This is a genomic window from Pseudomonas sp. AL10, from assembly GCF_029960685.1.
Lineage (GTDB): Bacteria > Pseudomonadota > Gammaproteobacteria > Pseudomonadales > Pseudomonadaceae > Aquipseudomonas > Aquipseudomonas lactis.
Genome location: NZ_JASBQZ010000060.1, coordinates 1 through 23,179 on the forward strand (window position 1 = coordinate 1; position 23,179 = coordinate 23,179).

19 protein-coding genes and 1 pseudogene are annotated in these 23,179 nt (G+C 61.2%); 7 read left to right on the forward strand and 13 right to left on the reverse strand.

The genetic code is table 11. The features are described 5' to 3' along the window. The first annotated feature begins 177 nt into the window (after positions 1-177). The gene (locus QK296_RS27285) at positions 178-1,041 is read left to right on the forward strand and encodes a LysR family transcriptional regulator (RefSeq protein ID WP_003192349.1); all 864 of its coding nucleotides are present in this window, start codon (positions 178-180) and stop codon (positions 1,039-1,041) included. Between the two features lie 58 nt (positions 1,042-1,099). Next, entirely contained in the window at positions 1,100-2,104 is a 1,005-nt protein-coding gene (locus QK296_RS27290) for a LacI family DNA-binding transcriptional regulator (protein ID WP_003192351.1), read from the forward strand. On the opposite strand, the gene QK296_RS27295 is transcribed toward QK296_RS27290, so the two are convergent. The 6 genes from QK296_RS27295 to QK296_RS27320 all read right to left on the reverse strand — a co-directional run bounded on the left by QK296_RS27295 (position 2,101) and on the right by QK296_RS27320 (position 9,054). After that, a complete protein-coding gene (locus QK296_RS27295; RefSeq protein WP_003192352.1) occupies positions 2,101-2,826 on the reverse strand; it encodes an SDR family oxidoreductase in 726 nt (241 codons plus the stop codon). The two genes, QK296_RS27290 and QK296_RS27295, sit on opposite strands and share 4 nt — an antisense overlap. 135 nt (positions 2,827-2,961) lie before the next feature. Then, complete coding sequence (locus QK296_RS27300) at positions 2,962-4,494, reverse strand: FGGY-family carbohydrate kinase (RefSeq protein ID WP_282392050.1); 1,533 nt, start codon at positions 4,492-4,494, stop codon at positions 2,962-2,964. A 1-nt stretch (position 4,495) separates the two neighbouring features. Next, positions 4,496-5,575, reverse strand: coding sequence for an erythritol/L-threitol dehydrogenase (locus QK296_RS27305; protein ID WP_003192355.1), 1,080 nt, complete (start codon positions 5,573-5,575; stop codon positions 4,496-4,498). 25 nt (positions 5,576-5,600) lie between these two features. After that, on the reverse strand, positions 5,601-6,593 hold the full coding sequence (locus tag QK296_RS27310) for a sugar ABC transporter permease (protein WP_003192356.1): 993 nt from the start codon (positions 6,591-6,593) through the stop codon (positions 5,601-5,603). After that, positions 6,559-8,067, reverse strand: coding sequence for a sugar ABC transporter ATP-binding protein (locus tag QK296_RS27315; RefSeq protein ID WP_169856142.1), 1,509 nt, complete (start codon positions 8,065-8,067; stop codon positions 6,559-6,561). Before QK296_RS27315 ends, QK296_RS27310 begins: the two co-directional genes overlap by 35 nt. Positions 8,068-8,130: 63 nt before the next feature. Continuing rightward, complete coding sequence (locus tag QK296_RS27320) at positions 8,131-9,054, reverse strand: substrate-binding domain-containing protein (RefSeq protein WP_014719049.1); 924 nt, start codon at positions 9,052-9,054, stop codon at positions 8,131-8,133. Positions 9,055-9,380: 326 nt separating this feature from the next. On the opposite strand from QK296_RS27320, the gene QK296_RS27325 reads away from it, so the two are divergent. After that, positions 9,381-10,082: a sterol desaturase family protein gene (locus QK296_RS27325; RefSeq protein WP_169856140.1), complete on the forward strand. Its 702-nt coding sequence runs from the start codon at positions 9,381-9,383 to the stop codon at positions 10,080-10,082. Between the two features lie 5 nt (positions 10,083-10,087). On the opposite strand, the gene QK296_RS27330 is transcribed toward QK296_RS27325, so the two are convergent. The 7 genes and pseudogenes from QK296_RS27330 to QK296_RS27360 form a co-directional block, all read right to left on the reverse strand. Beyond that, positions 10,088-11,536: a hypothetical protein gene (locus QK296_RS27330; protein WP_003192361.1), complete on the reverse strand. Its 1,449-nt coding sequence runs from the start codon at positions 11,534-11,536 to the stop codon at positions 10,088-10,090. A gap of 150 nt (positions 11,537-11,686) precedes the next feature. After that, the gene (locus QK296_RS27335; RefSeq protein WP_032901102.1) at positions 11,687-12,043 is read right to left on the reverse strand and encodes a hypothetical protein; all 357 of its coding nucleotides are present in this window, start codon (positions 12,041-12,043) and stop codon (positions 11,687-11,689) included. A gap of 129 nt (positions 12,044-12,172) precedes the next feature. Continuing rightward, the gene (locus QK296_RS27340; protein WP_003192362.1) at positions 12,173-12,553 is read right to left on the reverse strand and encodes a hypothetical protein; all 381 of its coding nucleotides are present in this window, start codon (positions 12,551-12,553) and stop codon (positions 12,173-12,175) included. Positions 12,554-12,555: 2 nt separating this feature from the next. After that, a pseudogene (locus QK296_RS27345) lies at positions 12,556-13,548 on the reverse strand (hypothetical protein). A gap of 140 nt (positions 13,549-13,688) precedes the next feature. Then, on the reverse strand, positions 13,689-14,753 hold the full coding sequence (locus QK296_RS27350; protein ID WP_003192365.1) for a lipocalin-like domain-containing protein: 1,065 nt from the start codon (positions 14,751-14,753) through the stop codon (positions 13,689-13,691). After that, a complete protein-coding gene (locus tag QK296_RS27355; RefSeq protein WP_282392058.1) occupies positions 14,743-17,205 on the reverse strand; it encodes an FtsX-like permease family protein in 2,463 nt (820 codons plus the stop codon). The genes QK296_RS27350 and QK296_RS27355 overlap by 11 nt, the downstream gene beginning before the upstream one ends. A gap of 1 nt (position 17,206) precedes the next feature. Further along, entirely contained in the window at positions 17,207-17,875 is a 669-nt protein-coding gene (locus QK296_RS27360; protein WP_003192369.1) for an ABC transporter ATP-binding protein, read from the reverse strand. Positions 17,876-18,150: 275 nt separating this feature from the next. Here QK296_RS27360 and QK296_RS27365 point away from each other — a divergent pair, with 275 nt between their 5' ends. The 4 genes from QK296_RS27365 (at position 18,151) to QK296_RS27380 (ending at position 22,856) form a co-directional block, all read left to right on the forward strand. Beyond that, positions 18,151-18,831 (forward strand): histidine phosphatase family protein, encoded by a 681-nt coding sequence (locus QK296_RS27365; RefSeq protein ID WP_003192371.1) that lies wholly within the window; start codon positions 18,151-18,153, stop codon positions 18,829-18,831. A 181-nt stretch (positions 18,832-19,012) separates the two neighbouring features. Next, positions 19,013-20,668 (forward strand): lipid IV(A) 4-amino-4-deoxy-L-arabinosyltransferase, encoded by a 1,656-nt coding sequence (gene arnT, locus QK296_RS27370; RefSeq protein ID WP_282392061.1) that lies wholly within the window; start codon positions 19,013-19,015, stop codon positions 20,666-20,668. Positions 20,669-20,696: 28 nt separating this feature from the next. Further along, entirely contained in the window at positions 20,697-22,214 is a 1,518-nt protein-coding gene (locus tag QK296_RS27375; protein ID WP_169856134.1) for a glycosyltransferase family 39 protein, read from the forward strand. A gap of 333 nt (positions 22,215-22,547) precedes the next feature. Then, positions 22,548-22,856, forward strand: a complete 309-nt coding sequence (locus tag QK296_RS27380) for a hypothetical protein (RefSeq protein WP_003192377.1) — start codon at positions 22,548-22,550, stop codon at positions 22,854-22,856. The last annotated feature ends 323 nt before the right edge of the window (positions 22,857-23,179 follow it).

A 23,179-nucleotide genomic window follows, 5' to 3' on the forward strand; every position in this document is an offset into this window, starting at 1 on the left:
AGCCGCCGTCAGGGCGGAACCCTAAGTGGCCGTTACCTAAATAACGGATATGTACGCGCTCTGATCCAACATCCCAGTTGACTGTCAGGCCGTCTTCGCAGGCAAGCCAGCTCCCACATGGATCGCATTCCAATCCTGCATCGCTCTACAATGCCCCTATTCATCCCCGGGGGCTTCATGGACATCGAACTGGCACGCACCTTCCTCGAAATCACCCGCTGCGGCAGCCTGGCCGCAGCGGCCGAGAAACTGCACGTCACCCAGACCGCCATCACCGCCCGGGTGAAAAACCTGGAGAACCAGCTGGGCTGCACCCTGTTCGTGCGCAACCGTGCCGGTGCGCGGCTGACCGCCGATGGCGAGGCCTTCGTGGTGTATGCCAACCAGTTGCTGCAAACCTGGGAAGCGGCGCGGCGCGACCTGCCATTGCCAGACGGCTATCGCAACGTGCTGCATATCGGCGGTGAAGTCAGCCTGTGCAACCCGTTGATGCTCGGCTGGGCCAAGGCGCTGCGCGAACACATCCCAGGCCATGCACTGCGCACCGAAGTGCGTGAGGGCGAGTACCTGCTGCGCCAACTAGAGCTGGGTGTGCTCGACGCCGCCCTGGTGTTCCAGCCGCAATACTGGCCGGGCTTGCAGGTGGAGCAGGTGCTGGAAGAAAAGCTGATTCTGGTGCAACTGGCGAGCAAACCCGAGCCTTACGTGTATATCGACTGGGGCCAGGGCTTTCGCCAGCAGCACGACGCCGCCCTGCCCGACCGTGCGCGTGCCGCGGTGAGTTTCAACCTGGGGCCGCTGGCGTTGCAGTACATTCTGGAAAACGGCGGTGCCGGCTACTTCCGCACACGGGTGGTGCAAAGCTACCTGGACAGCGGCGTGATGCAGCGCGTGCCCAAGGCGCCGGAATTCAGCTTCCCGACCTACCTGGTGTATTCGCGGGCGCGGGATTCGGCGGTGTTGCAACAGGCTTTGGAGCTGCTACGTACAGTGGTGAAGGCCGAAGGCGACTGGTCGCAACGCTGGGACCCGCTGATTTGAATCACTCTACATCTGCGCACATGCTAGCCTGCTGGTGTTTCCCCTCGCAGCCTTACCGATGAACAAGAAAAAGTCCGTCACCATCAGCGACATTGCCAAACGGGTCGGCATGACTACCATTACGGTGTCCCGGGCCTTGAGCAAACCCGACCTGGTCAAACCCGCCACCCTGGCGCGCATTCTGGAAGTGGCACGCGAGCTGGACTACGTGCCCAACGCCTTCGCCCGTGGGCTAAAGCGCAGTGAAAGCCTGATCATCGGGGTCATCACCGCTTCGGTGGACAACCCGTTCTACAGCGAGATGATCAAGGCGATTTCCCGCGAGGCGAAAAAGCACGGCTACACCATCATGCTGGTGGACACCGATGAGCTGGAGGAATTGGAAAGCAAGGCGGTGGATACCCTGCTGGGGTATCGCGTGGCGGGGATCATCCTCTCGCCGGTCTCCGATGAACCGAGCTACCAACCCGACTATCTGGAGCGCCTGAGCAACGGCAAGACCCCGGTGGTGCTGCTCGATCGCACCATCCACGACAGCCCGTTCAGCCGTGTGGTGCTCGACAACTACCACAGCGGCTTGCAAGCCGCGCACTACCTGTTACGCCAAACGCCCAACCTCAAGCGCCTGCTGGTGCTGACCGGCCCCGAGCACTCGCGCATCAGCGTGGAGCGCCTCAAAGGCCTGCGGGAAGTGCTGGCCGAACACCCCGACATTCAGGTCGAGGTGCAGGCGGGTGACTACACGCTGATGCCGGCTTACCTGCATACCCTCGACTACCTGGCCGCACACTCGGCGCCGGACGCGATCATGGGTTTCAACCAGTTGATCACCCTGGGCGCCCTGCGCGCGTTACGCATGCACAACATTGCCCATGACAGCCTGACCATCTGCGGCATCGACCGCCTGCCCTTCGCCGATATCTTTGGCGTGCCCATCGCCTGCGTGGCCCATGACGCGTCCCTGGCCGGCAGCAGTGCGGTGCGCCTGCTGCTCGACCGCCTGCAAGACCCGTACAAGCCACGGGATAAAGTGGTCATCGCCGGGCAGCTGGAAAACGGCTAGCGGCTGGTGTAGCCGCCGTCCACCGGCAGGCTGACGCCACTGATCATGCTCGCCGCGTCGCTGAGCAGGAACAGCACCGGCAGCGCCACTTCCGCCGGTTGCGCAAAACGCCCCAACGGAATCGCAGCCAGTGCCGGGTCGCGCTTGGCCGGTTCGGACCAGGCCATGGTTGCCATCGGCGTCAAGGTCACGGTGGGGTTGACGCTGTTGACGCGTATGCCAAAACGGCCCCACTCGGCGCATTGCACACGGGTGATTGCATCCAGCGCGGCCTTGGAAGCGCAGTAGCTCAGGTGATCGTCCAGCGCCACCAACGACGCCTGGCTGGAGACGTTGACGATACTGCCGGCAATGTCCGCCTCGATCATCTTCGCCGCGACCCGGCTGGCCACTTGCGCAGCGGCGCGGGCGTTGACGTTCATCACCTGATCGAAGGCGCTGGCGCTGATGGCGGCGGCGGGTTCCAGGCGTGAAATCCCGGCGCAATTGACCAGGCCGTGCAGGGGCGGCAAAGCTTGCAGGGCTTTGTCGAGGGTGATGTTGTCAGCGATGTCCACGCACAAGGTGTGGCAACCCAATGCCGCCAAGGCTTGGGCGTCGCGACCGAGGGCGAAGACTTCGGCGCCGCTGGCGATCAGTTGCTGGGCAATTTCGCGACCGATGCCGCTGCTGGCACCGGTGACGAGGATGCGCCGGTGAGAGAAGTCGAAGGTAGTGGTCATAAATAAAGATCTCAAAACCAATGAAGATCCACTGTGGGAGCTTGCCTGCGATAGCGGAGTATCAGTCTCCTTATCGGGTGCTGATACACCGCTATCGCAGGCAAGCCAGCTCCCACATTTCTGGACCGTGTTGAATCAGGTGGTTTGCAGGTTGTGCATGATCGGTTTCAGAGCCGGGTACAGCTTCAGGTACTCGGCAAACGCCCGGTCATACGTCATGACATTCTCCCGCTTGGGCTGCGCCCGCAGTTGCAACTGCACCCAGCCGGTGTCCATCTGCCCATCACTCACCAGCCCCACGGTATGCGCCGCCAGCAACGCCGCGCCCAAGGCCGCTTCTACCTCCTGGACGATGGTGTACACCGGGTAGCGTGTGACATCGGCGATGATCTGCATCCACAGGTCCGAATGGCTGGCCCCACCCACCACAATCAAGCGTGGGTCCAGGGAATGCGCGCCCTGGGTGCCCGCTTCGATATTGTGGCGCAGGGCAAAACTCACGCCCTCCAGCACCGCGCGGTACAGGTGAAAGCGGCTGTGGTAGAGGTTGAGCCCGACAAAACTGCCGCTGGCGCGGTCATCCCATACCGGGCTGCGCTCGCCCATCAGGTAAGGCAAAAACACCACGCCTTCGCTGCCGGCCGGAATATTCATCGCGCTCTGCTCCAACAGTGCCAGGCTGTCTTGCCCCGTGGCCTGGGCCTGCTGTTCTTCGGCCTGGCAGAACTGCTCGCGAAACCAGCTGACCGAGGCCCCGGCGGTGATCGCACCGCCGAAGATGTACAGGTCGTGGTGGCCGTTGTAGACATGGGGCATGCTCACCAAACCATGGCGCGCATCCACCTGCTGGTTCAGGTAGCCCCAGCACATGCTGGTGCCGATCATCGCCACATGATTACCTGGCTGAGTGACACCCGCCGCCAGGGTCGCCATGGCCGCGTCCACGCCCCCAGCGAGGATCTGCGTGCCCGCCTGCAAACCCAGGCGGGCGGCCCAGTCTGCAAGCAAACCACCCACCACCTCGCCGGAATACAGCAACCGCTCGGGCATCATCGACTGCGCGATACCCAACGCCTCCAGCATCTCGCCTGACCAGTTGCGCGCCGCCACGTCGTAGACACCACCGATATTCCCGGCGCTGCTGTGGTCCACCGCCAACTCGCCGGTCAGGCACCAGTTGATGTAGCTGTTGGGCGGTAACAGGTAGCGGGTATCCGCCCACACCTGCGGTTGGTGCTGCTTGAGCCAGAGCATTTTGGTGAAGCCGTAGTAGCTGTCTACCGAGTTGCCGGTGATGGCGAACAAGCGCTCCAGGTCCACGTGCTCGCGCACCCAGGCCACCTGCTCGCCGGCGCGGCGGTCCATCCAGATCAGGCACGGGTGCAGCGGCGTCATCTGCGCATCCACGGCAATGCCCGAACCACCGTACAAACTGCTGATGCACAGCGCCTTGACCTGCGGCGCCGGCACCCCGGCCTTGGCCATGCACTGGGCCACGCAGGTTTGGACGGCATCCAGCCACACCTGCGGCCACTGCTCGGCCCAGCGCACTTTCGGGGTGTCCACCCGGTAGCCGTGGCTGTGCTGGGCGATGATCGTGCCCTGGGCATCCACGAGCAGCACCTTGGTGCTTTGGGTGCCAATGTCTACACCGATGACGTAGTCCATCTCAGAGCACCGGCTTCAACAGCACCTTGATCGACTTGGTCGAATTGGCCAGTTCAAACGCCTCGGCCCAGTCGTCCAGCGGGAAATCATGGGTGACGATGCCTTGGGAAGTGACCAAGCCACGCTCGAACAGGTCGATGGCGATCGGGTAGCAATACGGGCCCAGGTGCGCGCCGCGCACGTCCAGCTCCTTACGGTCGCCGATGATCGACCAGTCCACGCTGGTCTCGGCGCCAAACACGCTGAACTCGACAAAGCGCCCGAGCTTGCGGATCAGGTCCAGGCCCTGGGTGACGCCGGCCGGGACGCCGGTGGTTTCGATGTAGACGTCGCAGCCGTAATTCTCCGTAAGGCCGTTGATGATCTCGCGGGCGTTGTCACGGGCGGGGTTGATCACCACATCGGCGCCGAACTTTTTCGCCAGTTCCAGGCGCTCGTCGACCATGTCGATCACCACCAGTTTTTTCGGGGTCTTCAGCGCGGCGACCTGGACCATGCACAGGCCAAGGGTACCCGCGCCGGCAATCACCACCACGTCGTCGAGCTGGATATCGCCACGGTTGACGGTATGGATCGAGCAGGCCATCGGCTCCACCAGCGCCGAGTCTTCCAGGGACACCGACTCAGGGATCTTGTGCACGATGGCGGTCTTGGGAATGCGCATGTACTGGGCCATGCCGCCTTCGGCCACTTCGCGCTGGAAGCCGAAGATGTTGTGCACTTCGCACATCCAGTATTTGCCCGATTTGCAGAAGCGGCACTTGCCACACGGCACGATCTGTTCAGCGATGACCTTGTCACCGACCTTGACCTCAAAGTGCTCCTCGGCGCCCTCGCCGGCTTCGACCACGTAGCCGAAAAATTCGTGGCCCGGTACTACCGGCGCCTTGACCCAGGGGTTGTCGCCGCCCCAGAACATCGCCGCGCCCGAGTGGCACTTGCAGTCACTGGCGCAGATGCCGCAGGCGGCGATACGGATCACCAGCTCATTGGCACGCGCCTGGGGTTTGCCGATGCGCTCCAGGCGGTAGTCTTTCGGGCCGTGGCAGACGACGGCTTGCATGTGAGTGTGCTTGTCCATGTGTTCGGTCCTGTGTAGTGAGGTATTAACGATGGCGCTGACGGCTGATAAAAATCGCCAGCAAAATGATCCCGCCCTTGATTACGCTCTGCACGTAGGGCGACACGCCAAGCATGTTCAAACCGTTGTTCAACACGCCCAGCAGCATGGCGCCGAGCAAAGTGCCGATGATCACTCCGCGGCCGCCGGCAATCGACGCGCCACCCAGCACCACGGCGGCAATCGCATCGAGTTCGAACGACACACCGGCATTCGGCTGGCCGCTCATCAAGCGCGAGGTAAGCACCAGCCCGGCAATCGCAGCGGTGAAGCCGCTGATGCCATACACCAGCAGCTTGAAACGCGCCGCACGCACCCCGGACAAGCGCACCGCTTCTTCATTGCCACCGATGGCGTAGATGTAGCGGCCGATACGGGTGTGCTGCAGCAGCACGTAGGCCGCGAGGTAAGTGAGCAGCATGATCAGGATCGGCACCTGCAGGCCAAACACACTGGCGCGACCGAAGAACGCGAACCACTCTGGCAAGCCGGAAATCGGGTAGCCGTCGGTGTACATCAGCCCGAACCCGCGCGCGATGCCCATGGTCGCCAGGGTGACGATGATCGGCGGCATGTGCAGGTACGCCACGAACAGCCCGTTGCCGATGCCGAAGGCCACGCCCACCAGCAGCCCGACGCCAATCGCCAGGCCCGGCGGCAACCCGGCGACCATCAGCCCGGCAGTCAAGGTGCCGGACAACGCCATCACCGGCCCCACCGACAAGTCGATGCCGCCAGTGAGAATCACGCAGGTCATGCCTACCGCGATGATCGCGTTGATCGACACCTGGCGGGCGATGTTGGAGAGGTTGCTGGCGGTGAGGAAGGTGTCGCTGGCGAGGATCATCACCAGGGTCACCACCACCAGCCCGACAAAGGGATAAAACGCGGGCGAGCGCAGCAGCCGCGCCAGGTTCAGGCGCAACCGGCCGGTGCCGGCGGTGTTAATGGACGTATTCACTTGAGCCCCCTGTTGCATGGCGCATGACCTCTTGAGGATTGACGGCGGACGCTTCCAGTACCTTGACGATGGCGCCCTTGTGGAACACGGCGACGCGGTCGCACATGCCGATGACTTCGGGCAGCTCGGAGGAAATCATGATGATCGCGTAGCCCTGTTCGGTGAGGCTGCGCATCAACGCGTAGATCTGCGCCTTGGCCCCCACGTCGATGCCGCGTGTGGGTTCGTCGAACACCAGTACGTCGCAGTGGTGGTTGATCCAGCGGGCGATCACGACTTTTTGCTGGTTGCCGCCGCTGAGGTTCACCACAAGGCTTTCGCCACTGGGTGCCTTGATCGACAGCTGGCGCATCAGCGCTTCGACGCTGGCGCACTCGCGGGCCTTGTCGATCAGGCCCGAGGCGTTCTGATACTTGGGCAAATTGTTCAGCGAGATATTTTCGCGAATGCTGAAGGCGGTGATCAGCCCTTCGCTCTTGCGACTTTCGGGGAGCAGGCCGATGCCGTGGGCCAGGGCTTGGGCCGGGTCATCGAGGCTGACTTTTTGCCCGCGCAGCCACACGTCTTTGCTCACCGTGGGCAACGCGCCCATCATGCCCAGGGCCAGCTCGGTGCGGCCCGAACCCACCAGGCCGGCGAAGCCCAGGATCTCGCCTTTGTGCACATTGAAACGGTTGTGGGGGCCGTTGCGCACCAGTTGGATGTCCTTGACTTCCAGCAGCAACGGGCCGCGTTCGCCGCTGGGTTTGGGCGGAAAACTGCATTCCAGGCGGCGGCCGACCATCATCTCGACCAGGCGGTCGATGTCGCTGTCGGCCACCTCGGTGACGCCTGCATTGCCGCCGTCGCGCAGCACGCTGATACGGTCGCAGACCTGGAAAATCTCTTCCAGGTGGTGCGAGATAAAAATCACCGCCACGCCCTGGCGCTTGAGTTCGCGCATGATGTCAAACAGCAACTCGGCCTCACTGGGGGTCAGCGTCGCGGTCGGCTCATCGAGCACCAGCAGGCGTGCGTCCAGGGCCAGGGCCTTGGCGATTTCGACAAACTGCTGCTCGGCCACGCTCAGGTGCTTGACCGCGCAGTGCAGGTCAATGCTGACCCCCAGGCGCTTGAACAACGCCTGGGAGGCCTCGGCCATTTCGCGTTTGCGCAACAGGCCGAAGCGGTTGCTCAGCTCATGGCCGAGGAAGATATTTTCTACCGCCGTGAGGTAGGGAATCAGGCTGAATTCCTGGAACACAATGCCAATCCCGGCGGCAATCGCATCCCGATAGGTCGCAAATTTTCGGGCCTGCCCGTCGATAAGGATCTGCCCTTCGTCCTGATGCTCGACACCGCCCAGAATCTTCATCAGGGTGGATTTGCCCGCGCCATTTTCCCCGAGCAAGGCGTGGATTTCGCCACGCTCCACTTGCAGGTTGATGGCCTTGAGGGCCTGCACCCCAGGGTAACGCTTACAGATGTTTTCCAGCTTCAGAAGACTGCTCATACCGCCGACCTCGCACTCAGAAGGAAGACCTGGGCCCCACGCATTGCGTGGGGCCTGGGGGGTTTACCAGCTGAAGTCCTTGGCCTTGGCCTGGTCGATCAGGGTGATGTCCACCGGCACGCTGGCCGGTACCTGGGCGCCCCACTTCTTGGCCAGGGCGATGCCCAGGGCGAGGCGGATCTGGTCGCGCGGGTACTGGGCCGAGGTGGCGATGAAATGGCTGCCGGGTTTCTGGATCGCCTTGATCGCTTCCGGCGCGCCGTCGACGCTGACCAGCTTCACGTCCATGCCGCTGGCTTCGATAGCCGAGAGTGCGCCGAGGGAGCCATTGTCATTCACGCTGAAAATGCCCTTGAGGGTGGGCTGGGCCTGCAACATGTTTTCGGTGACGGTCAGGGCCTGGTCACGTTCCTGTTTGCCGTTCTGGATGCTGACAATCTTGATGTCCGGGTGCTTGGCCACCGCCTCTTTACAGCCGCGCACACGTTCGAGGATCGGCACCACGGCGATGCCGTCAAGGATGGCGATATTGCCTTTGTCACCGATGGTTTTAGCCAGGTATTCACAGGCCTGGAAACCGGCGTCGAAGTTCTTCGAGCCGACGAACGAATCCAGCGGGCCATCTGCCTGGGCATCCACCGCCACCACTACGACGCCGGCAGCATGGGCCGACTTGACGGCCGATTGCACGCCGACGGAGTCAGTGGGGTTGATCAACAGGATGTCGATGCCCTTTTGCAGCATGTCTTCGACATCACTGACCTGCTTGGACACGTCGTGGCGGGCGTCCGTGATGATCAGCTTGGCACCGATGGTGGCGCCGGCTTCTTCCAGGGCGTTTTTCATGGTGACGAAATAGGGGTTGTTGATTTCCTGGAACGAGGCGCCGATGCGGATGGGCTTGGCAGCGTCGGCAAACGCGGGGGTCGCGCTGCCCAGGGTGATGCTGGCAGCCAGTAAACACAGGGTTTTGGGGAGCATTTTCATGGCGTGGGTCTCTGTTTTGTTTTTATTTTTAGAGCAAATGTTATCGTTAACATTTTGTCAGAAACTAACAAGTAAATCTGACCTGTGCAAGCCTCCACTGGTCGGCAGTGATCAAAATGTGGGAGCTGGCTTGCCCTCCTGTTGTAGGAGCGAGCTTGCTCGCGAAAAACTCAGGCGCCGCGTTTATTCAGAAGCCCGCGTTATCGTTGACATTTTTCGCGAGCAAGCTCGCTCCTACAGGGGGCAAGGGTTGCCAGTAAAAACTCGCACATCCGCCTAAGCCAACTAAGCTCAGCCTCAAATAAAAACACAGCGAGCAGCCGGCCATGCCCCACCCGACCGAGACTTTCCGCGACCGTTACCGCGCAAGCGTCAGCCCGCGTTACAACCCCTGGCTGCATGCCGCATTCGTGCTTGGCTACGGCATCGCCTGCATCACGCTGGCCTGGTCGTCCACTGCCGATATCACCGCCCTGCAGTGGCTGGCCGTGCCTCTGACCCTGCTGTTCTTCAACCTGTGCATCTACCTTGTGCACCGCCATCTGGGCCACCACAAACATGCGTTCGCACGGCTGTTCTACGCACGCCACACTGGCGACCACCACAGCTTCTTCACCCCCGATCACATGACTTACGACAGCCCCCGGGACTGGCGCGTCATCCTGTTTCCAGCCTGGCTGATCTTGCTGCACAGCCTGGCCATCACCCTCCCCGCCTGGTGGCTGCTCAGCCAACTGAGCCCCAACGTTGCCGGGTTGTTTGCCGGCTGCATGATCCTCGGTTACCTGCTCTACGAAGTGTTTCATGCCTGCGAACACCTGCCTGCCGAACACCCGGTGGCGCGCCTGCCGTGGATTCGCCAGATGCACCGCCTGCATGCCTTGCATCACCGTCGTGAGCTGATGCAGGGGCGTAACTTCAACATCGTGCTGCCGTTGATGGACTATTTGTTTGGCACTTTGCATTGGGAACCCACGGTAAAAAAAAGGGGCAGTCCAACTGGACTGCCCCCCGCTTCACACACATAGATCAATCAGCGCACGATGGTCTGGCTGCAGATGTGGCCGAGGCTGACGTATTGGACGTTATTGCCACCCACGCCCACACCAGGGAACTCCCTGAGCTCGATGCGCCAGCCGCCCTCGTTGAACCAGGTTTCCCAGTTGTAGGTCTGGCCCGAGCCGCTGTCCGGGTACCGCACTTTGTAGTCCCCAGAGCAGGTGCCCAGCGCGACATTTCCCGAGGCTGCACCGGTGATGCCGGTCTTGGCCTCATAGTCGACCCAGTTGTAAGTGGCGCCAAAATGCTTGTCGACCCGCAGTACAGGGGTGACGCCGCGCAGGGGCTCGCCCGTGCTGTCTGACCACTGGGTGCTCCAGCTCAGATTGCGGGCCGCCTGGGTGGCCAGTTGGAAGATCGAGCTGGGGATGCGCACCACGTTATCGCCGTTCACATTGTGCTGGTTCAGGCGTGGCGCCGAGCCGAGGGTCAGCTTGTATTGAGCCTGGGGGTTCAATGCTACCGCCGGGTTGGCCCGCACACGCACCTTGACCGTGTAGCCTGGCGTCAGGTTGGGATAGGTGGAGGTAGAGCCCTGCGGGACTTCCACCCACTGGGTGCCATCGAACCGTTCGAAGATCCACTGGTTACGCGTACCCGCACCGTCATCGCCCAGGAACATGCCCACACCTTGGCCACGCAACGAGACGAAGGAGAAGTAATCCACGTCATTGACGCTGTCGAGGTTACCGGTCACCTGGTTCAAGGCATCCGGCAGCGCGAACGCGGTTTGCTCAGTGTCGTTAGGCTCGTAGGCATCCACATTGCTGTCCACCGCCACACCAAAACTGAACTGCGAGTTGCTCGCGACATTGGCCACCATGAACCAGTAGTAGTCACCGGCTGGCAACACGCCGTTGAGGTATTCATCGGCACTGCCGGGGTTATCCGAGGTGCCCAACGGCGTCAGGTTGCCTTGGCCGTCGTCATGGAACAGCGTCAACGACATATCCGTGCCGGCACTCTGGTTCAGCAGCTGTACCTGGATTCGTGCGTTTTTCGGCAGGTTGAAGTGGTAAGCGATTTGCGCGCCGGTCTCCACACCGGTGAGGGTGTAAAGAGTATTGATATCCAGGGTGGGAAACAACGGCGTGAAGGCTGCAACCGCGGCCTGTTTCATGTGCGCCGAGTCAGGTTTTTCCAGCTGGCCAACCGGGGAGTCAATCGCCACATTACCGACGGCCGCCTTGCTTTTTTTGACGACGTTGGACTGCCCGGCCTTGGCGGCATTGAGCTTTTGCTTGAGCTCGCCCGAGACGCTGGCCTTTTCCAGCGTACCGCCAGGTTTCAACGCTTTGTCCACGGCCTGCTTGACCGCCTGCGCACTGAGTTTTGCCGGGGTTTGCTCGGCCAGGGCAAAGGCCGAAACGAAGCAAGAGGCCGCCATGGCCGCGCCCAGAATGAAGGCTTTTTTCGATTTCATTTTTTATCCATCCATAGTTAAAAAATTGAAGCTCAGGTAACCGGTGACATCCGGTCACCTGGGATGGACTGTAGGACAAGACTGTATGTATGTACAGTATTTTTTTAACAATGTGAGCCTGAAATTCAGGCTCAAGAAGCGAAAGTACCTCTAAAGCCAGGTGCACCAATAGCCCCAACTGATCGCCCAAATTATCGCGAGCCGATAGGGCCATACAGCCCAACGCTTGAGCGCTGGCGGAATGACGGCTAGCTCTGCCTCGGTCATGTACCCTTCTTTCACGGAGCGTTCTGGCGCGCGGAGGATATCAATCATGAGACACATGCGATGGAACCTGACGAACCGCTGGTTTCGTCCCCAGCGTTGCTGATAGTTACGCACCTGCACGTTTTCAATGAAGTAACCTTCCAACGCCTCGAGTTTTGTTCGTTCGACAAAGAGCACTAATCCCAAAATGACGAACGCTCCAACCACCATCACCAGGGTGTAAGCGAGAAAAAACGACATTAACATGCCCTTTTGGTGAAAAAATCGAATCACTCTTGATCTATAACGCCCCGTAATGACCGCCTCCAGGTTCGCGCACCGCTACCAATTGCCAATTCAAGAGGTGTTTTTCGCGAGTGAGGCCTAGTTTCATGGAATTGGGATATCGCACCATCTGCGCCAAACCTCCCACACAATGATTTCGATGATACAAACATCCGCGAGGCGATACGGCCACAAGGCCCAGCGCTTAAGCGTCAAGGGGACAGACGCCAGCTCGGCTTCGGTCACAAGGCCTGCCTTCAGAAAAGCTTTCGGACCTGACAGGATGTCGATCATCAGGCTCATGCGATGATATCTATCGATCGGATCATATCCTTCCCTGAAACGCTTATGCCTAAGAACCTTCTCGTTCTCACTGAAGTAACTTTCCAGTTCATCCAGCTTTGCGTATTCAGCAAACACTATCAGTACGAACACGACAAACACCCAAGCGAACATCACAATGCTATATACAAAAAAAAGGGACATCGTTATGTTCCCTCGGGTTGGAATATCAGATCGCCGTCGACTTCCAATATTCTTCCCCCCAAAAACCCACCAAACTCACCAAAAAAAGCGCCTCCCGTCGCCCCGCCCATAGCCCCTCCGATAATTCCGCAAGCCAGTTCACCGTTGCCTTTCAGTGAAACACCCAATGCAATCCGGCATGCACTGCGAGCAATAGTTGCGCCACGCTTGCCCAAAACAGCAGCCCCAAATACTCCACCCAGCAACCTCCCCGTCTCCACATACTTCGCCCGCCGACACTGCACCTCCCTTCCCACCACACACGCCTCCTTGATTTCCAAACCCGCCACGCCTACATCCAACGCCAACCCAAGATATGTTCCTTGCTTTAACCATTTCGACATTTGCGTAATCGTTCGAACCCGCTGCGTGTACCCCGCAATCTCGCCTTGATGCAGATAGCTTTTGGTCGAGATCCCGAGCGCTCCCTTCAGCGGTTGATTGCCACGCAACCCCGAGCCAAATCGTGCAGCCCCTTGCAGTTACATATCCAAAACGCCAAACATCCTTTGACGCTGTCGTATAAACGACTCTTTGTCCAAACCACCGTCCTTCAATTGGCGATGCAGTTGCTCGATTTCCATCAAAGTCTGTGCAACCGCCTGCAGGTGCCGGCTCCAAGCCGACGTCGCACTGCCGATGCTTATCGAGCCATACCCCAGAATGCTCTGCGCCAGGTCATAGTTTTTGTTTCCAGCTCTATCGAGGGGCGCAACCTGGTCCAGTTGATGAGTAATCTCTTCAGCGTGGCGCATCAACCAGGCTTCTTCGATAGAACAATTGACGCTGGACGCCTCTGGAACAATCACCAACTCACCCGGCCTCACCAATCCATGGCTCAGGTGCCGATTCAGCACATCGAAATGATCTCGGCCTTGCAACAAGCCTCCGCGCCATAGACGTGATTTCAAAAACGGGTAAGGTGCAGCCTGTTGATTGATGTAGCCGTACGCCATGTCCTGGATTCCGATACCGAGAGAGATGGCATCGAAATATAAGCAAGCACCCACAGCCCGGACACAAGCAGGCGGGGGTCAAAAAGTACGTTTGGGAAGTTGCCTACACAGCAAAAGATGAACGCCTACAGAAAGCGCCCCTAATACCCCGTCATCTCCAAATACCCCACCCCACCCTCAAACCGCACCGGCCCTTCCCAATATGGAATGCCCAGGTCCATCCACGCTTTGGGGTTGACGGCTTCGGTGGTGATATCCAGCTGTTTGCCGGGAATTTTCAGCGACCAACGTGTGGGAATGTTGCGCCCGTCGATGGCCGTGGTGGTCAGCGGTGTGAGTTGGATATCGCTGTTGTGCAAGGTCTCGGTGTGGCCTTGGGCGTCGATCCAAGTGCCGGTGAGGTAACCGTCGCTGTCTTTCTGCCGCACGCGAAACAGCATCAGTTGCGCGCCGCGGTCCAGGTGCAGGGAGAACCAGTCCCAGCCGGTCTGGCTGGCAGCCAGGGGTTGGCTGCTCCACTCGCGGTCGAGCCAGGCTGGGCCGCTGACCTGGTAGGTCTGGCCGTCGAGGCTGACGCTGCCGCTGGCGGTGAAAAACGGCTGGCTGTAGTAATACGACGCCTGGCCCTGGTCGGATTTGCGGCTGTAGCCATGGTCGCCTTGCAGCACCAGCGGGCGGCTGGAGGTCAGGTGCAGGTCGTAGGCAAATTGTGCGCCACTGGCCTTGAGTTGCATGTCGGCCAGGGGGCTGGAAGCACCAGGGCGGGTGGCGAAGGTCCAGTCGTCGATCCAGGCGTTGAACGGCTCTGCCTGAGCCCCAGCCTGGCCGACGCCACCCCGGGCCAAGCGTTCGGCGGCGTAGTGGCGGGTGGCTGAGGTGACGGCGGCGTGGCCGAGCCACACGGTTGAATCGCGCCAGCCCGGTTCAACAGGGCCGGCCTTCAACGCATTGCGAAACAGCGTCCATTGCACGCCGAAGACATTGCCCTGGGCATCCTTGAGGTTGGCAGTGACGTACCACCATTCGATGCGAAAGCCGTCATGGGGCCCGTGGTCCTCGGGAAAGCTGAAGACTTTGCCGGGCACCACCTGGGCAAAGTCCGCCGCATCGCTGCCCAGCCCGGCGAAACTGTCCTCGGGTGCGGGCGCCTGGTCGCACCCGCTCAGCAGTAACCAGGCGATGCACGCCAATGCCTTAGTCTTCATGGGCGAACGTCCTCAACAAATCCGCCGGGCGGCTGCGGTACAGCTGCCAGAGGGGCCAGGCCGACGCAAGCAAGGTGGCGAGCATCGCCAGCCCCAGCAATTGCGCAAGCTGGCCGGGGAAGACTTGCAGCGGCAGGCGCCAGCCGAAGGCCTGCACGTTGATCACCGCATCCAGGCACCACGCCAGCAACAGCCCCAGCGGCAACGCCAGGATCAACGTGAGCACCGCCAGCAGCCAGGTCTGGCCGAGGTTGAGCAGCATCAATTGTCGGCGCGTCACGCCCAGCGCCCACAACGGCGCGAGTTGGCCCAGACGGCTTTGGCTCTGGGTCAGCAGACTGATGAACAACGCCACACCAGCGACGCCAAGGGTCAGGCTGTTCAACGCCGCGGTGGCGGCGAAGGTGCGTTCGAAGACCTGGCTGGACCAGCCCTTGAGTTGCTGTTGATCGACGATGCGGCTGTCTTCCAGGGCGAACTCCCGCTGCACTTCACGAATCAGCGGCGGCACATCGGCAGGCGCCACGCGCAGGTTGAAGCGTGCCGGTGAGAGCGTCGGCCAATGCGCCAACAGGTGCTGGGCATTGACCAGCAGATGGCCCTTGGGGTTGCCGTAGTCGGCGTAGATGCCGACGATCTTCGGCGCCCAGGTACCCTGCGGTGTGGGGATGGAAACCGTGTCGCCCAGTTGCACCTTCAGGCGTCGCGCCAGTTGTTCGCTGAGCATCAGGCTGTCGTCTTGCAGCAGGCGGTCCCAGGGCGCATCCGCCGCTTCCAGCAACGGCCAGTGTTGACGATAAGTGGGGTTGTCGACCACGCCGAACACCTCCGCGGGCCAGCCTTGCAGTTGCACCGACACCTGCCAGGCGGGCAATACGGCCTGCACCAGGGGCTGGCGGCTCAACCATGCATTGAGTTGCTCGGCCTGCTGCGGATTTTGCGGGTTGAGGTACAGCTCGGCGGTGAGGCGCTGCTCCAGCCAATGGGTGAAGGTCTGGCGAAAGCCCGAGGTCATGGAACCGGCGCCGATATTCGCCGCCAGGGCCAACAGCAACGCCATCAACGCCAGGCTCAAGGCCGGCAGTTGCTGGCGGCAATCGGCCAGGAACCACTGGCCCAGCACCGCGTGACCGCGCCCCAGCACCGCTTTCAATAAACCGTTTAGCAGCACCGGTAACGCCAACGCCGCGCCCAACAGCAAGGCCGCCATCAGCACAAAACCGGCGGCCAGGCTATCGCCCAGCCACAGTGCCAGCAATGCGATCAGCAAGGCGGCGGATGCCACCCAGCCCTGGCGCCGTAACCAGCGCCCATGGGCTTGATGCCAGGCCTGGGCGTTGGCCAGCGCCAGTAACGGCAAACGCGCCGCGCGCCACAGGCTGCTGGCCCCGGCGAGCAGTGCGCCCAGCAGGCTCACGCCCAAACCAGCGAGCCACCACCAGGGGCTCAAGTTCAATTGGCCGGCGACTTCGGCGCCGTACAGGCCGCGCAAACTGGCGGCGACATCCGGCAGCAACAGGCTGGCCAGCAGGTAGCCGCTGGCGATACCGAGCACACCGCTCAACACAGCCAAAGCGCCCAATTCGAGGCCCAGGCTCAGGATCAACAGGCGTGCGCTGACTCCACAGGCGCGCAAGGTTCGCAGCAGGCCACGGCGCTGTTCCAGGGCCAGGCCGATGGCCGCATGCACGATAAACAGCCCCACCACAAAGGATAAAAAACCCACTGCATCCAAGTTCAGGTGAAAGCTTTCAGTGAGACGTGACAGGTTGTTGTCCTCGCCCTGCTTGAGTTGCAACGCGGCGGGTGGCGTGGGGTGGCGCGCGGCGAAGGTGTTGTCCACCAGTAAGCGCGACAGGCGCCCAGGCATGTTGAGCAGGGGTTGGGCAAAACTGATATCGGTCAGCAGCAGGCCGGGCGCCATATCGGCCTGTACTTGCAACGGTGGCAGGCGCTGCCCGGTGGACGTCAGCGGCTGCTCGCCCGCCTGCAACCCCAGCGCCTCTAACGTTTGCGCAGCGACCCAGGTACGCCCTGGCGGCTCGAAAAACGCCAGCATCTGCGCCTGGCTCAAGCGTTGCCCTGCCACGCTGCCGCTGCCGGGCAACGACACCGGGTCGATACCCATCAGTTGCAGGCGCTGCTGCTCGTGGCCTTGAAGCTCAACCCGGCCCTGCACCACCGGGGAGACCGGCCAGCCGGCGCGGCGCAGCTCGGCAAACAGTGCTTGGGGGAAACTGGCGGCGTCCGGCGCTACCAGGCTGGCTTGAGGTTCGCCACCGATCAGTTGGCTGGCGCGTGCGTAGCTGTCCCGCGCCTGGCTGTTGAGGGCCTGCACGCCGGTCAGTAGCGCGGTGGCCAGCCACAGGCCGGTGAGCACGCTGAAAAATTGCACCGGATGGCGCCGCCAGTGGCTCAGCAATGCGCGCAGCGTCCAGTAAAACAGCGCCATCTCAGCGAGCGTCCATCGGCACGACACGGCCACGGTGCAGCATCACTTGCCGGTCAAGCCGTGCGGCCAGGCGCGGGCTGTGGGTGACCATCAACAGGCTGGTGGGGCTGTCACGCAGCAGGTCCAACAACAGTTGCAGCACTTCATCGCTGGTGGCTTCGTCGAGGTTGCCGGTGGGTTCGTCAGCCAGCAACAAACCCGGTCGCGAGGCCAACGCCCGCCCGACGGCAACCCGTTGCTGCTGGCCACCGGAGAGTTGCTCCGGGTAACGCCGTAGCAAGTCGCCCAGCCCCAGGCGCTCCACCAATTGCGCTTGCCAGTGGGGGTCGAAACGTCCGGCCAGCCGCGCCTGGAACGCCAGGTTGTCTTCCACGCGCAAGCTGCCGATCAGGTTGAACTGCTGGAAGACCAGGCCGATTTGCGTGCGGCGCCAATGGGCCAGTTGCCCTTCGTTGAGTTGGTCGAGGCGCTGCTCGCCGATGCGGATGCTGCCGCCGTCCACTCGGTCCAACCCGGCCACCAGGTGCAGCAAGGTGCTTTTGCCGCTGCCCGATTCACCCATCAGCGCCAGGCTGCTGCGCTCGCCCAGGTGCAGGTCGACGCCGGCCAGGACGGCCAGCGGGCCTTGCGGGGTCGCGTAGTTTTTTACAACACCTTGCACCTGCAACATAAGAACGCTCATCTGAAGGACCCGCAATGAGAATAACGGCTGATGCTCCTGCCCACGCAAATTTTTCACATGGATTTCACCGCCCGACCATCCACCGCACTTTAAAGTGCCCGCCAACTCGTGGTAACCCGCAACTTTCTTAGTTAACCAAAGTGACACTCTTAACATGCAAGTGTTCAGCAAAAAGACAGCAGTGCTGTGACAGTCTCCTGCCTCACTAAGGGCAACTGCCCAGCCGTGCAGCCTTTTTATAAACACAATAAACAGTGCCGAGGATGAACCGCGTGGCAGACATGATCCTGGCCAACCCCCAACCCAAAAGGTCAAGGTTAAAACGCCTGAGAAAATACCGCCTGCACTTGCTTGGCATCAGCGTTACCGCCTTGCTGTTGGCGGGCTTTTTAATGTGGCCCAGCTCGCCCCTGGACCTGGGCGTAGGCAATCGCCTGCTGACCTCCGGGGTGCTCGCCAGCTGGCGAGAGGGTGAACTGGTGGTGCTGGTGCGCCATGAAGAGCGTTGCGACCGCTCGGCCAACCCCTGCTTCGGCCCCGCTGATGGCCTGACCATCAACGGCACTGAACGCGCCGTCGAACTGGGCAAAGCCTTTGATTCACTGGGCATGGCCCTGACCGACGTGCTCAGCAGCCCCACCACGCGAACCGCCCAGACGTCACTGTTCATGTTCGGCAAGACCGAGCTGTCCCCCGGCCCGCTGGCCATCTGCGGCGACGCCATGGGCGATGAGATCCTCGGCCACAAACAGCCGGGACGCAACCTGATGCTGATCACCCACAGCGCCTGCATGAGCGACTTCCAGACCAGCCTGGGCTTCCCCCACGCAGCCGCCGCCGAGTACGGCAGCGCACTGTTCGTCAAGGTGCTGCCCAACGGCACCTTCAAGGCCATGGGCACCATGAACAGCGAAGAGTGGACCGCCGCACTCAAACAACTTTAATTACACTTGTTTACATATTAAGCCACGACGTGTTCAGCAAAACGACAGCCCTGTTCTGGCATGTTTAGTCGCGCCTGTTAGTTATGTTTTCCTACAACTACTTAGTGACCCTTACGATGCTTCACCCTATTAAATTAATACCGCCATTGCCCGTACTTGAACGTTATGGAGCGATGTGCGCATGCCCCGCGTAAACCCTCTGGCCTGGCTATTGCTGGGCGTTGCCGTGTTCATCTTGCTGCCCCTGGGCTTTCACGGTTTATGGACGCCGGACGAAACCCGCTACGCCCAGGTCAGCCAGGAAATGCTGATGAGCGGCAACTGGGTGGCGCCTCACTTCATGGGCGTGCGTTATTTCGAGAAGCCCGCGGCCGGCTATTGGTTCATCGCCCTTGGCCAGGCGGTGTTCGGTGAAAACCTGTTCGGTGTGCGCATCGCCTCGGTCCTGAGCACAGGCCTGAGCGTGGTACTGGCCTACCTGCTCGCCCGGCGCGTGTGGAACGACCCGCGCAAGAGCTTTGCCTGCGCCCTGCTCTACATGAGCTTTGGCCTGGTGGCCGGGCAAGCCGGGTATGCCAACCTCGACCCGCAATTCACCCTGTGGGTGAACCTGAGCCTGGTGGCGTTGTGGTTTGCCCTGGACTGCCGCACGCAACGGGAACGCCTGGGTGCCTGGGCAGTGTTGGGCGTGGCCTGCGCCATGGGGTTCATGACCAAGGGTTTCCTGGCCTGGCTGTTGCCGGTCTTGATCGCCGTACCCTACCTCGTCTGGCAGCGGCGCGTCGGCGAGTTGATGCGCTACGGGCCGTTGGCGGTGCTGGTCGCCGTGCTCGTATGCCTGCCCTGGGCCCTGGCCATCCACTTGCGCGAACCGGATTACTGGCATTTCTTTTTCTGGCATGAGCACATCCGCCGCTTTGCCGCCGACAACGCACAGCATGCGCGGCCAGTTTGGTTCTTCCTGCCGATCATGGTGGTGGCGTGCCTGCCGTGGGCCGCCTTGCTACCCGGCACCCTGCTCAAGACCTGGCAGGAAAAGCGCCAGCCGGCGATTACCTTTCTCGCCCTGTGGCTGCTGTTGCCCCTGGGCTTTTTCAGCCTGAGCAAAGGCAAGTTGCCGACCTACATCATGCCGTGCCTGTTGCCCCTGGCCTTGTTAATGGGCCACGGCTTGATCGACCTGATCAAGCAAGGCAAGGCGCGCCCACTGGTCATCAACGGCGCGCTCAATTTCGTCCTTGGCCTGACGGCCATGGTGGCGCTAATTTACCTGCAAATCACCCGCCCGCTGTACGGCAATAGCCACGCAGAGATGTTCAACCTGTCGCTGACGTTTATCGTGCTGTTGGGCTGGATCCTCGCCAACCTGCTGCAAGCGGTGCGCCCGTTGACGTTGTGGGCGATGCCCGCCCTGGGCATTGGCTTGCTGGTGGCCCTGCTACCGGCGGGCATGCCGGCCCTGATCGAAGATAACGAAATGCCCGACCAATTCGTGCAGGAGCATCTGGCCGAACTGCAACCTGTCCGTGCTTTGCTGAGCAATGACCTGGGCCTGGCATCGGCCTTGACCTGGCGCCTGCGCCGGCCCGATGTGGCGTTTTATAACACCCAGGGCGAGCTGCGCTATGGCTTGAACTACCAAGACGCGGCACAGCGCAAAGTCACGCCGGACAGCGTCCAGGCCTGGTTGGCCGAGGCCCGCCAGCAGGGTTCGGTCGGCGTGCTGATGCAGGTCAAGAGCACCAGCGAACACCGCGAAGAAGGGCAATTGCCTCCCGGTGGAAAACGTTATCGCAAGGGCGACCTGGTGCTGACGATTTACCCCCAACACCCTTGAATGCAGCGCCTGCCACAGGGAACATCCCATGAGTTTTTGGAAAACCGAACGCGGCGCCCTGGTGTTACTGCTGGGCACCTCGGCCTTGCTGCTCTTGCTGGGCCTGGGCAGCCGCGACCTGTGGGGGCCGGAAACGCGCTGGGCGAATATCGCCTTGCAGATGCTGCAAAGCGGTGATTACTTCGACCCGTATCTCAAAGGCACGCCGTATTACGACAAACCCCTGCCCTCCTATTGGCTGATCACCGGGTTTGCCCACCTGCTGGGCGGCCTCGGCCCCTGGTCGCTGCGCCTGTCATCGGTGCTTGCCGCGTGGTTGAGCATCTGGCTGGTGTACCTGATCGGTGAACGCCTGTTTCGCAAAGGCACCGGGCTGATCGCCGGGTGGATGCTCGCCACCACCTTCTATTTCCTGTTCTGGGCCCGCGTGGCCACCGCCGATGTACTGACTGTGTGCGGCGTGCTGGCAGCGGTGTGGTGGTATTGGCGCGGGCCGGATGACACACGGCTGGGGCGCTACACGGTGTTTTTCCTGTTGCTGGCCGCCACCTCACTGTTCAAGGGCTTGATCGGTGTGGTGCTGCCGGGCCTGGTGCTGTTGCCACACCTGCTCAGCGAACACCGCTACAAACGCCACCTCAACCTGCGCCTGGTGCTGGCCCTGCTCATCGCAGGCATCGTGTACGCAATTCCCTTTGTGCTGTCCCACCGCTACGGCGCCCCCACTTACGGCGAGAGCGGCCTGGAACTGGTGTTCCGGGAAAACGTGGTGCGCTTCTTCGACCCCTTCGACCATATGGGACCGATCTACACTTACCTGATCTACCTGCCGGCCTACACCCTGCCCTGGGCACCCTGCTGGTTACTCGGCCTGTGGCTGGCCGTGCGCAACTGGCGCAAGGCGCCGCCCAACGTACGCTGGCTGGTGTGGGGCCTGGGCCTTTTATTTGTCTTCTTCACCGCCAGCGGCAGCCGCCGCAGCTACTACGTGTTGCCGCTGGTGCCCTTTGCCCAACTGCTCGGCGCCTGGTGGCTGAGCGAGCGCCTGCACAAAAAACCTTCGAGCTGCCCGCGCTGGCAAACAGGCTTTGGCTTGAGCGCAGGCCTGCTCTTGCTGGTGCTGGGCGTGATCTACCCCTGGACCAACGGCAACGGCGGCGTCACCCGCTTCGCCACCGATCTGCAAGCCCAGGCTGAGAAAAGTGCGCCCTGGAATCAATGGCAACTGGTGCTGGTAGAGGTCGACAACAAGCTGCCCATGTACCTGCAAAACCACGGCAAGCCCTTCTATTACGTGAGCGAAGCCCAGGACTTCCCGCGCCAAGGCGACAGCGCCGCGTTCATGGCCTGGCTGGAAAAAACCAGCGGCCAAGGGTTTGATCCGCAACGTACGATAATCGTCGCGCAGTATTCCAAGGAAGAGCCGACGCCGTTGGCGTTTCTGGCGGTGGATCATCAAGTGGTGACGACGCAACCGGATAATGGGGAGCGGTTGTTCAAGGCGCGTGAGGGTGGGAGTGTGGCGTTTGTTCCAGGGACGCGCTGAGGCACTCTGCTTGCTGGCCTTTTGTCATGGTTTGTAAAGGGCCAGCAAGCCGTGTCCCTTTAAATTGCAGGACGTTTCCGAGACAATCCCCGCCGCCTTGTGCCGGTTGGAATCGGTGGCTAGTCTGCGGTCCATCACTGCTCATCAGTGATCGGGTTTAGTCGCTCGGGTTTCATATGGCGCATGGTTCCATGATGTTTCATGGTGGCTGTGCGTATGGGCGCCTTCGGGCGCGCCGGTTTGCCATGTGGCCGGTCGACTAACCTGCGTACAGCCGCCACCCATTCGTTTAGTCGCGAGGGGTGTCAGCTCCAAACCATGTGGAGTTACACCATGAATAAAGTCCTACCCGATTCACCCCTCGATCCTGCAAAAGACCGTGCCGCGTTCAACCGCGCCATCGACCATTACCTGCCCAGCCAGGGTTTCCACAACGTCAACGACGACCTGAGTTTTGAAGATGCTTTGCTCTACACCGCCAGCCTGCTCGACAGCGCTTCGGCAACGGCGCTCGATTGCGGCGAGCTGCTGGATAACCCAGGGCGGGCGAAGATTCTGGCGGTGTGGCATTTGTTGGAGATTGCCAAGACCACGGTAGATCGCTCTATTGAGTGCGTGAAGCCTTTGAAGCCAACAACTTAAAATGTAAAAGCGGGCTTGGCCCCATTTTGTAGGAGCGAGCTTGCTCGCGAAAAACTCACAGGCGCGGCGTTTATTCAGGAGGCACGCGTTACCGTTGGGGTTTTTCGCGAGCAAGCTCGCTCCTACAGTGGTATTGATGCAAATACCTTGGTAGTTCAGGCGAACCGAGTCGATGCCATCGCAGCATAGGTATCTACACAACTTTGTGGACTGTAACAGCGGACGGTAACCACGATGCGAAGCGAGCCGCTCTTGATCTTGATCTTGATCTTGATCTGCTTTTGATCTTAGGCGCCCCGTCAAACCACGCTGGCCGGAATTCG

Coding starts and splice junctions, on each gene's coding strand:
- QK296_RS27315 (WP_169856142.1), bottom strand. CDS start 8,067: ATGAGCAGTCTTCTGAAGCTGGAAAACATCTGTAAGCGTTACCCTGGG.
- QK296_RS27300 (WP_282392050.1), bottom strand. CDS start 4,494: ATGGACTACGTCATCGGTGTAGACATTGGCACCCAAAGCACCAAGGTG.
- QK296_RS27335 (WP_032901102.1), bottom strand. CDS start 12,043: ATGTCGTTTTTTCTCGCTTACACCCTGGTGATGGTGGTTGGAGCGTTC.
- QK296_RS27285 (WP_003192349.1), top strand. CDS start 178: ATGGACATCGAACTGGCACGCACCTTCCTCGAAATCACCCGCTGCGGC.
- arnT (WP_282392061.1), top strand. CDS start 19,013: ATGCCCCGCGTAAACCCTCTGGCCTGGCTATTGCTGGGCGTTGCCGTG.
- QK296_RS27290 (WP_003192351.1), top strand. CDS start 1,100: ATGAACAAGAAAAAGTCCGTCACCATCAGCGACATTGCCAAACGGGTC.
- QK296_RS27350 (WP_003192365.1), bottom strand. CDS start 14,753: ATGAAGACTAAGGCATTGGCGTGCATCGCCTGGTTACTGCTGAGCGGG.
- QK296_RS27305 (WP_003192355.1), bottom strand. CDS start 5,575: ATGGACAAGCACACTCACATGCAAGCCGTCGTCTGCCACGGCCCGAAA.
- QK296_RS27330 (WP_003192361.1), bottom strand. CDS start 11,536: ATGAAATCGAAAAAAGCCTTCATTCTGGGCGCGGCCATGGCGGCCTCT.
- QK296_RS27320 (WP_014719049.1), bottom strand. CDS start 9,054: ATGAAAATGCTCCCCAAAACCCTGTGTTTACTGGCTGCCAGCATCACC.
- QK296_RS27380 (WP_003192377.1), top strand. CDS start 22,548: ATGAATAAAGTCCTACCCGATTCACCCCTCGATCCTGCAAAAGACCGT.
- QK296_RS27375 (WP_169856134.1), top strand. CDS start 20,697: ATGAGTTTTTGGAAAACCGAACGCGGCGCCCTGGTGTTACTGCTGGGC.
- QK296_RS27340 (WP_003192362.1), bottom strand. CDS start 12,553: ATGTCCCTTTTTTTTGTATATAGCATTGTGATGTTCGCTTGGGTGTTT.
- QK296_RS27360 (WP_003192369.1), bottom strand. CDS start 17,875: ATGTTGCAGGTGCAAGGTGTTGTAAAAAACTACGCGACCCCGCAAGGC.
- QK296_RS27365 (WP_003192371.1), top strand. CDS start 18,151: ATGAACCGCGTGGCAGACATGATCCTGGCCAACCCCCAACCCAAAAGG.
- QK296_RS27310 (WP_003192356.1), bottom strand. CDS start 6,593: ATGCAACAGGGGGCTCAAGTGAATACGTCCATTAACACCGCCGGCACC.
- QK296_RS27295 (WP_003192352.1), bottom strand. CDS start 2,826: ATGACCACTACCTTCGACTTCTCTCACCGGCGCATCCTCGTCACCGGT.
- QK296_RS27355 (WP_282392058.1), bottom strand. CDS start 17,205: ATGGCGCTGTTTTACTGGACGCTGCGCGCATTGCTGAGCCACTGGCGG.
- QK296_RS27325 (WP_169856140.1), top strand. CDS start 9,381: ATGCCCCACCCGACCGAGACTTTCCGCGACCGTTACCGCGCAAGCGTC.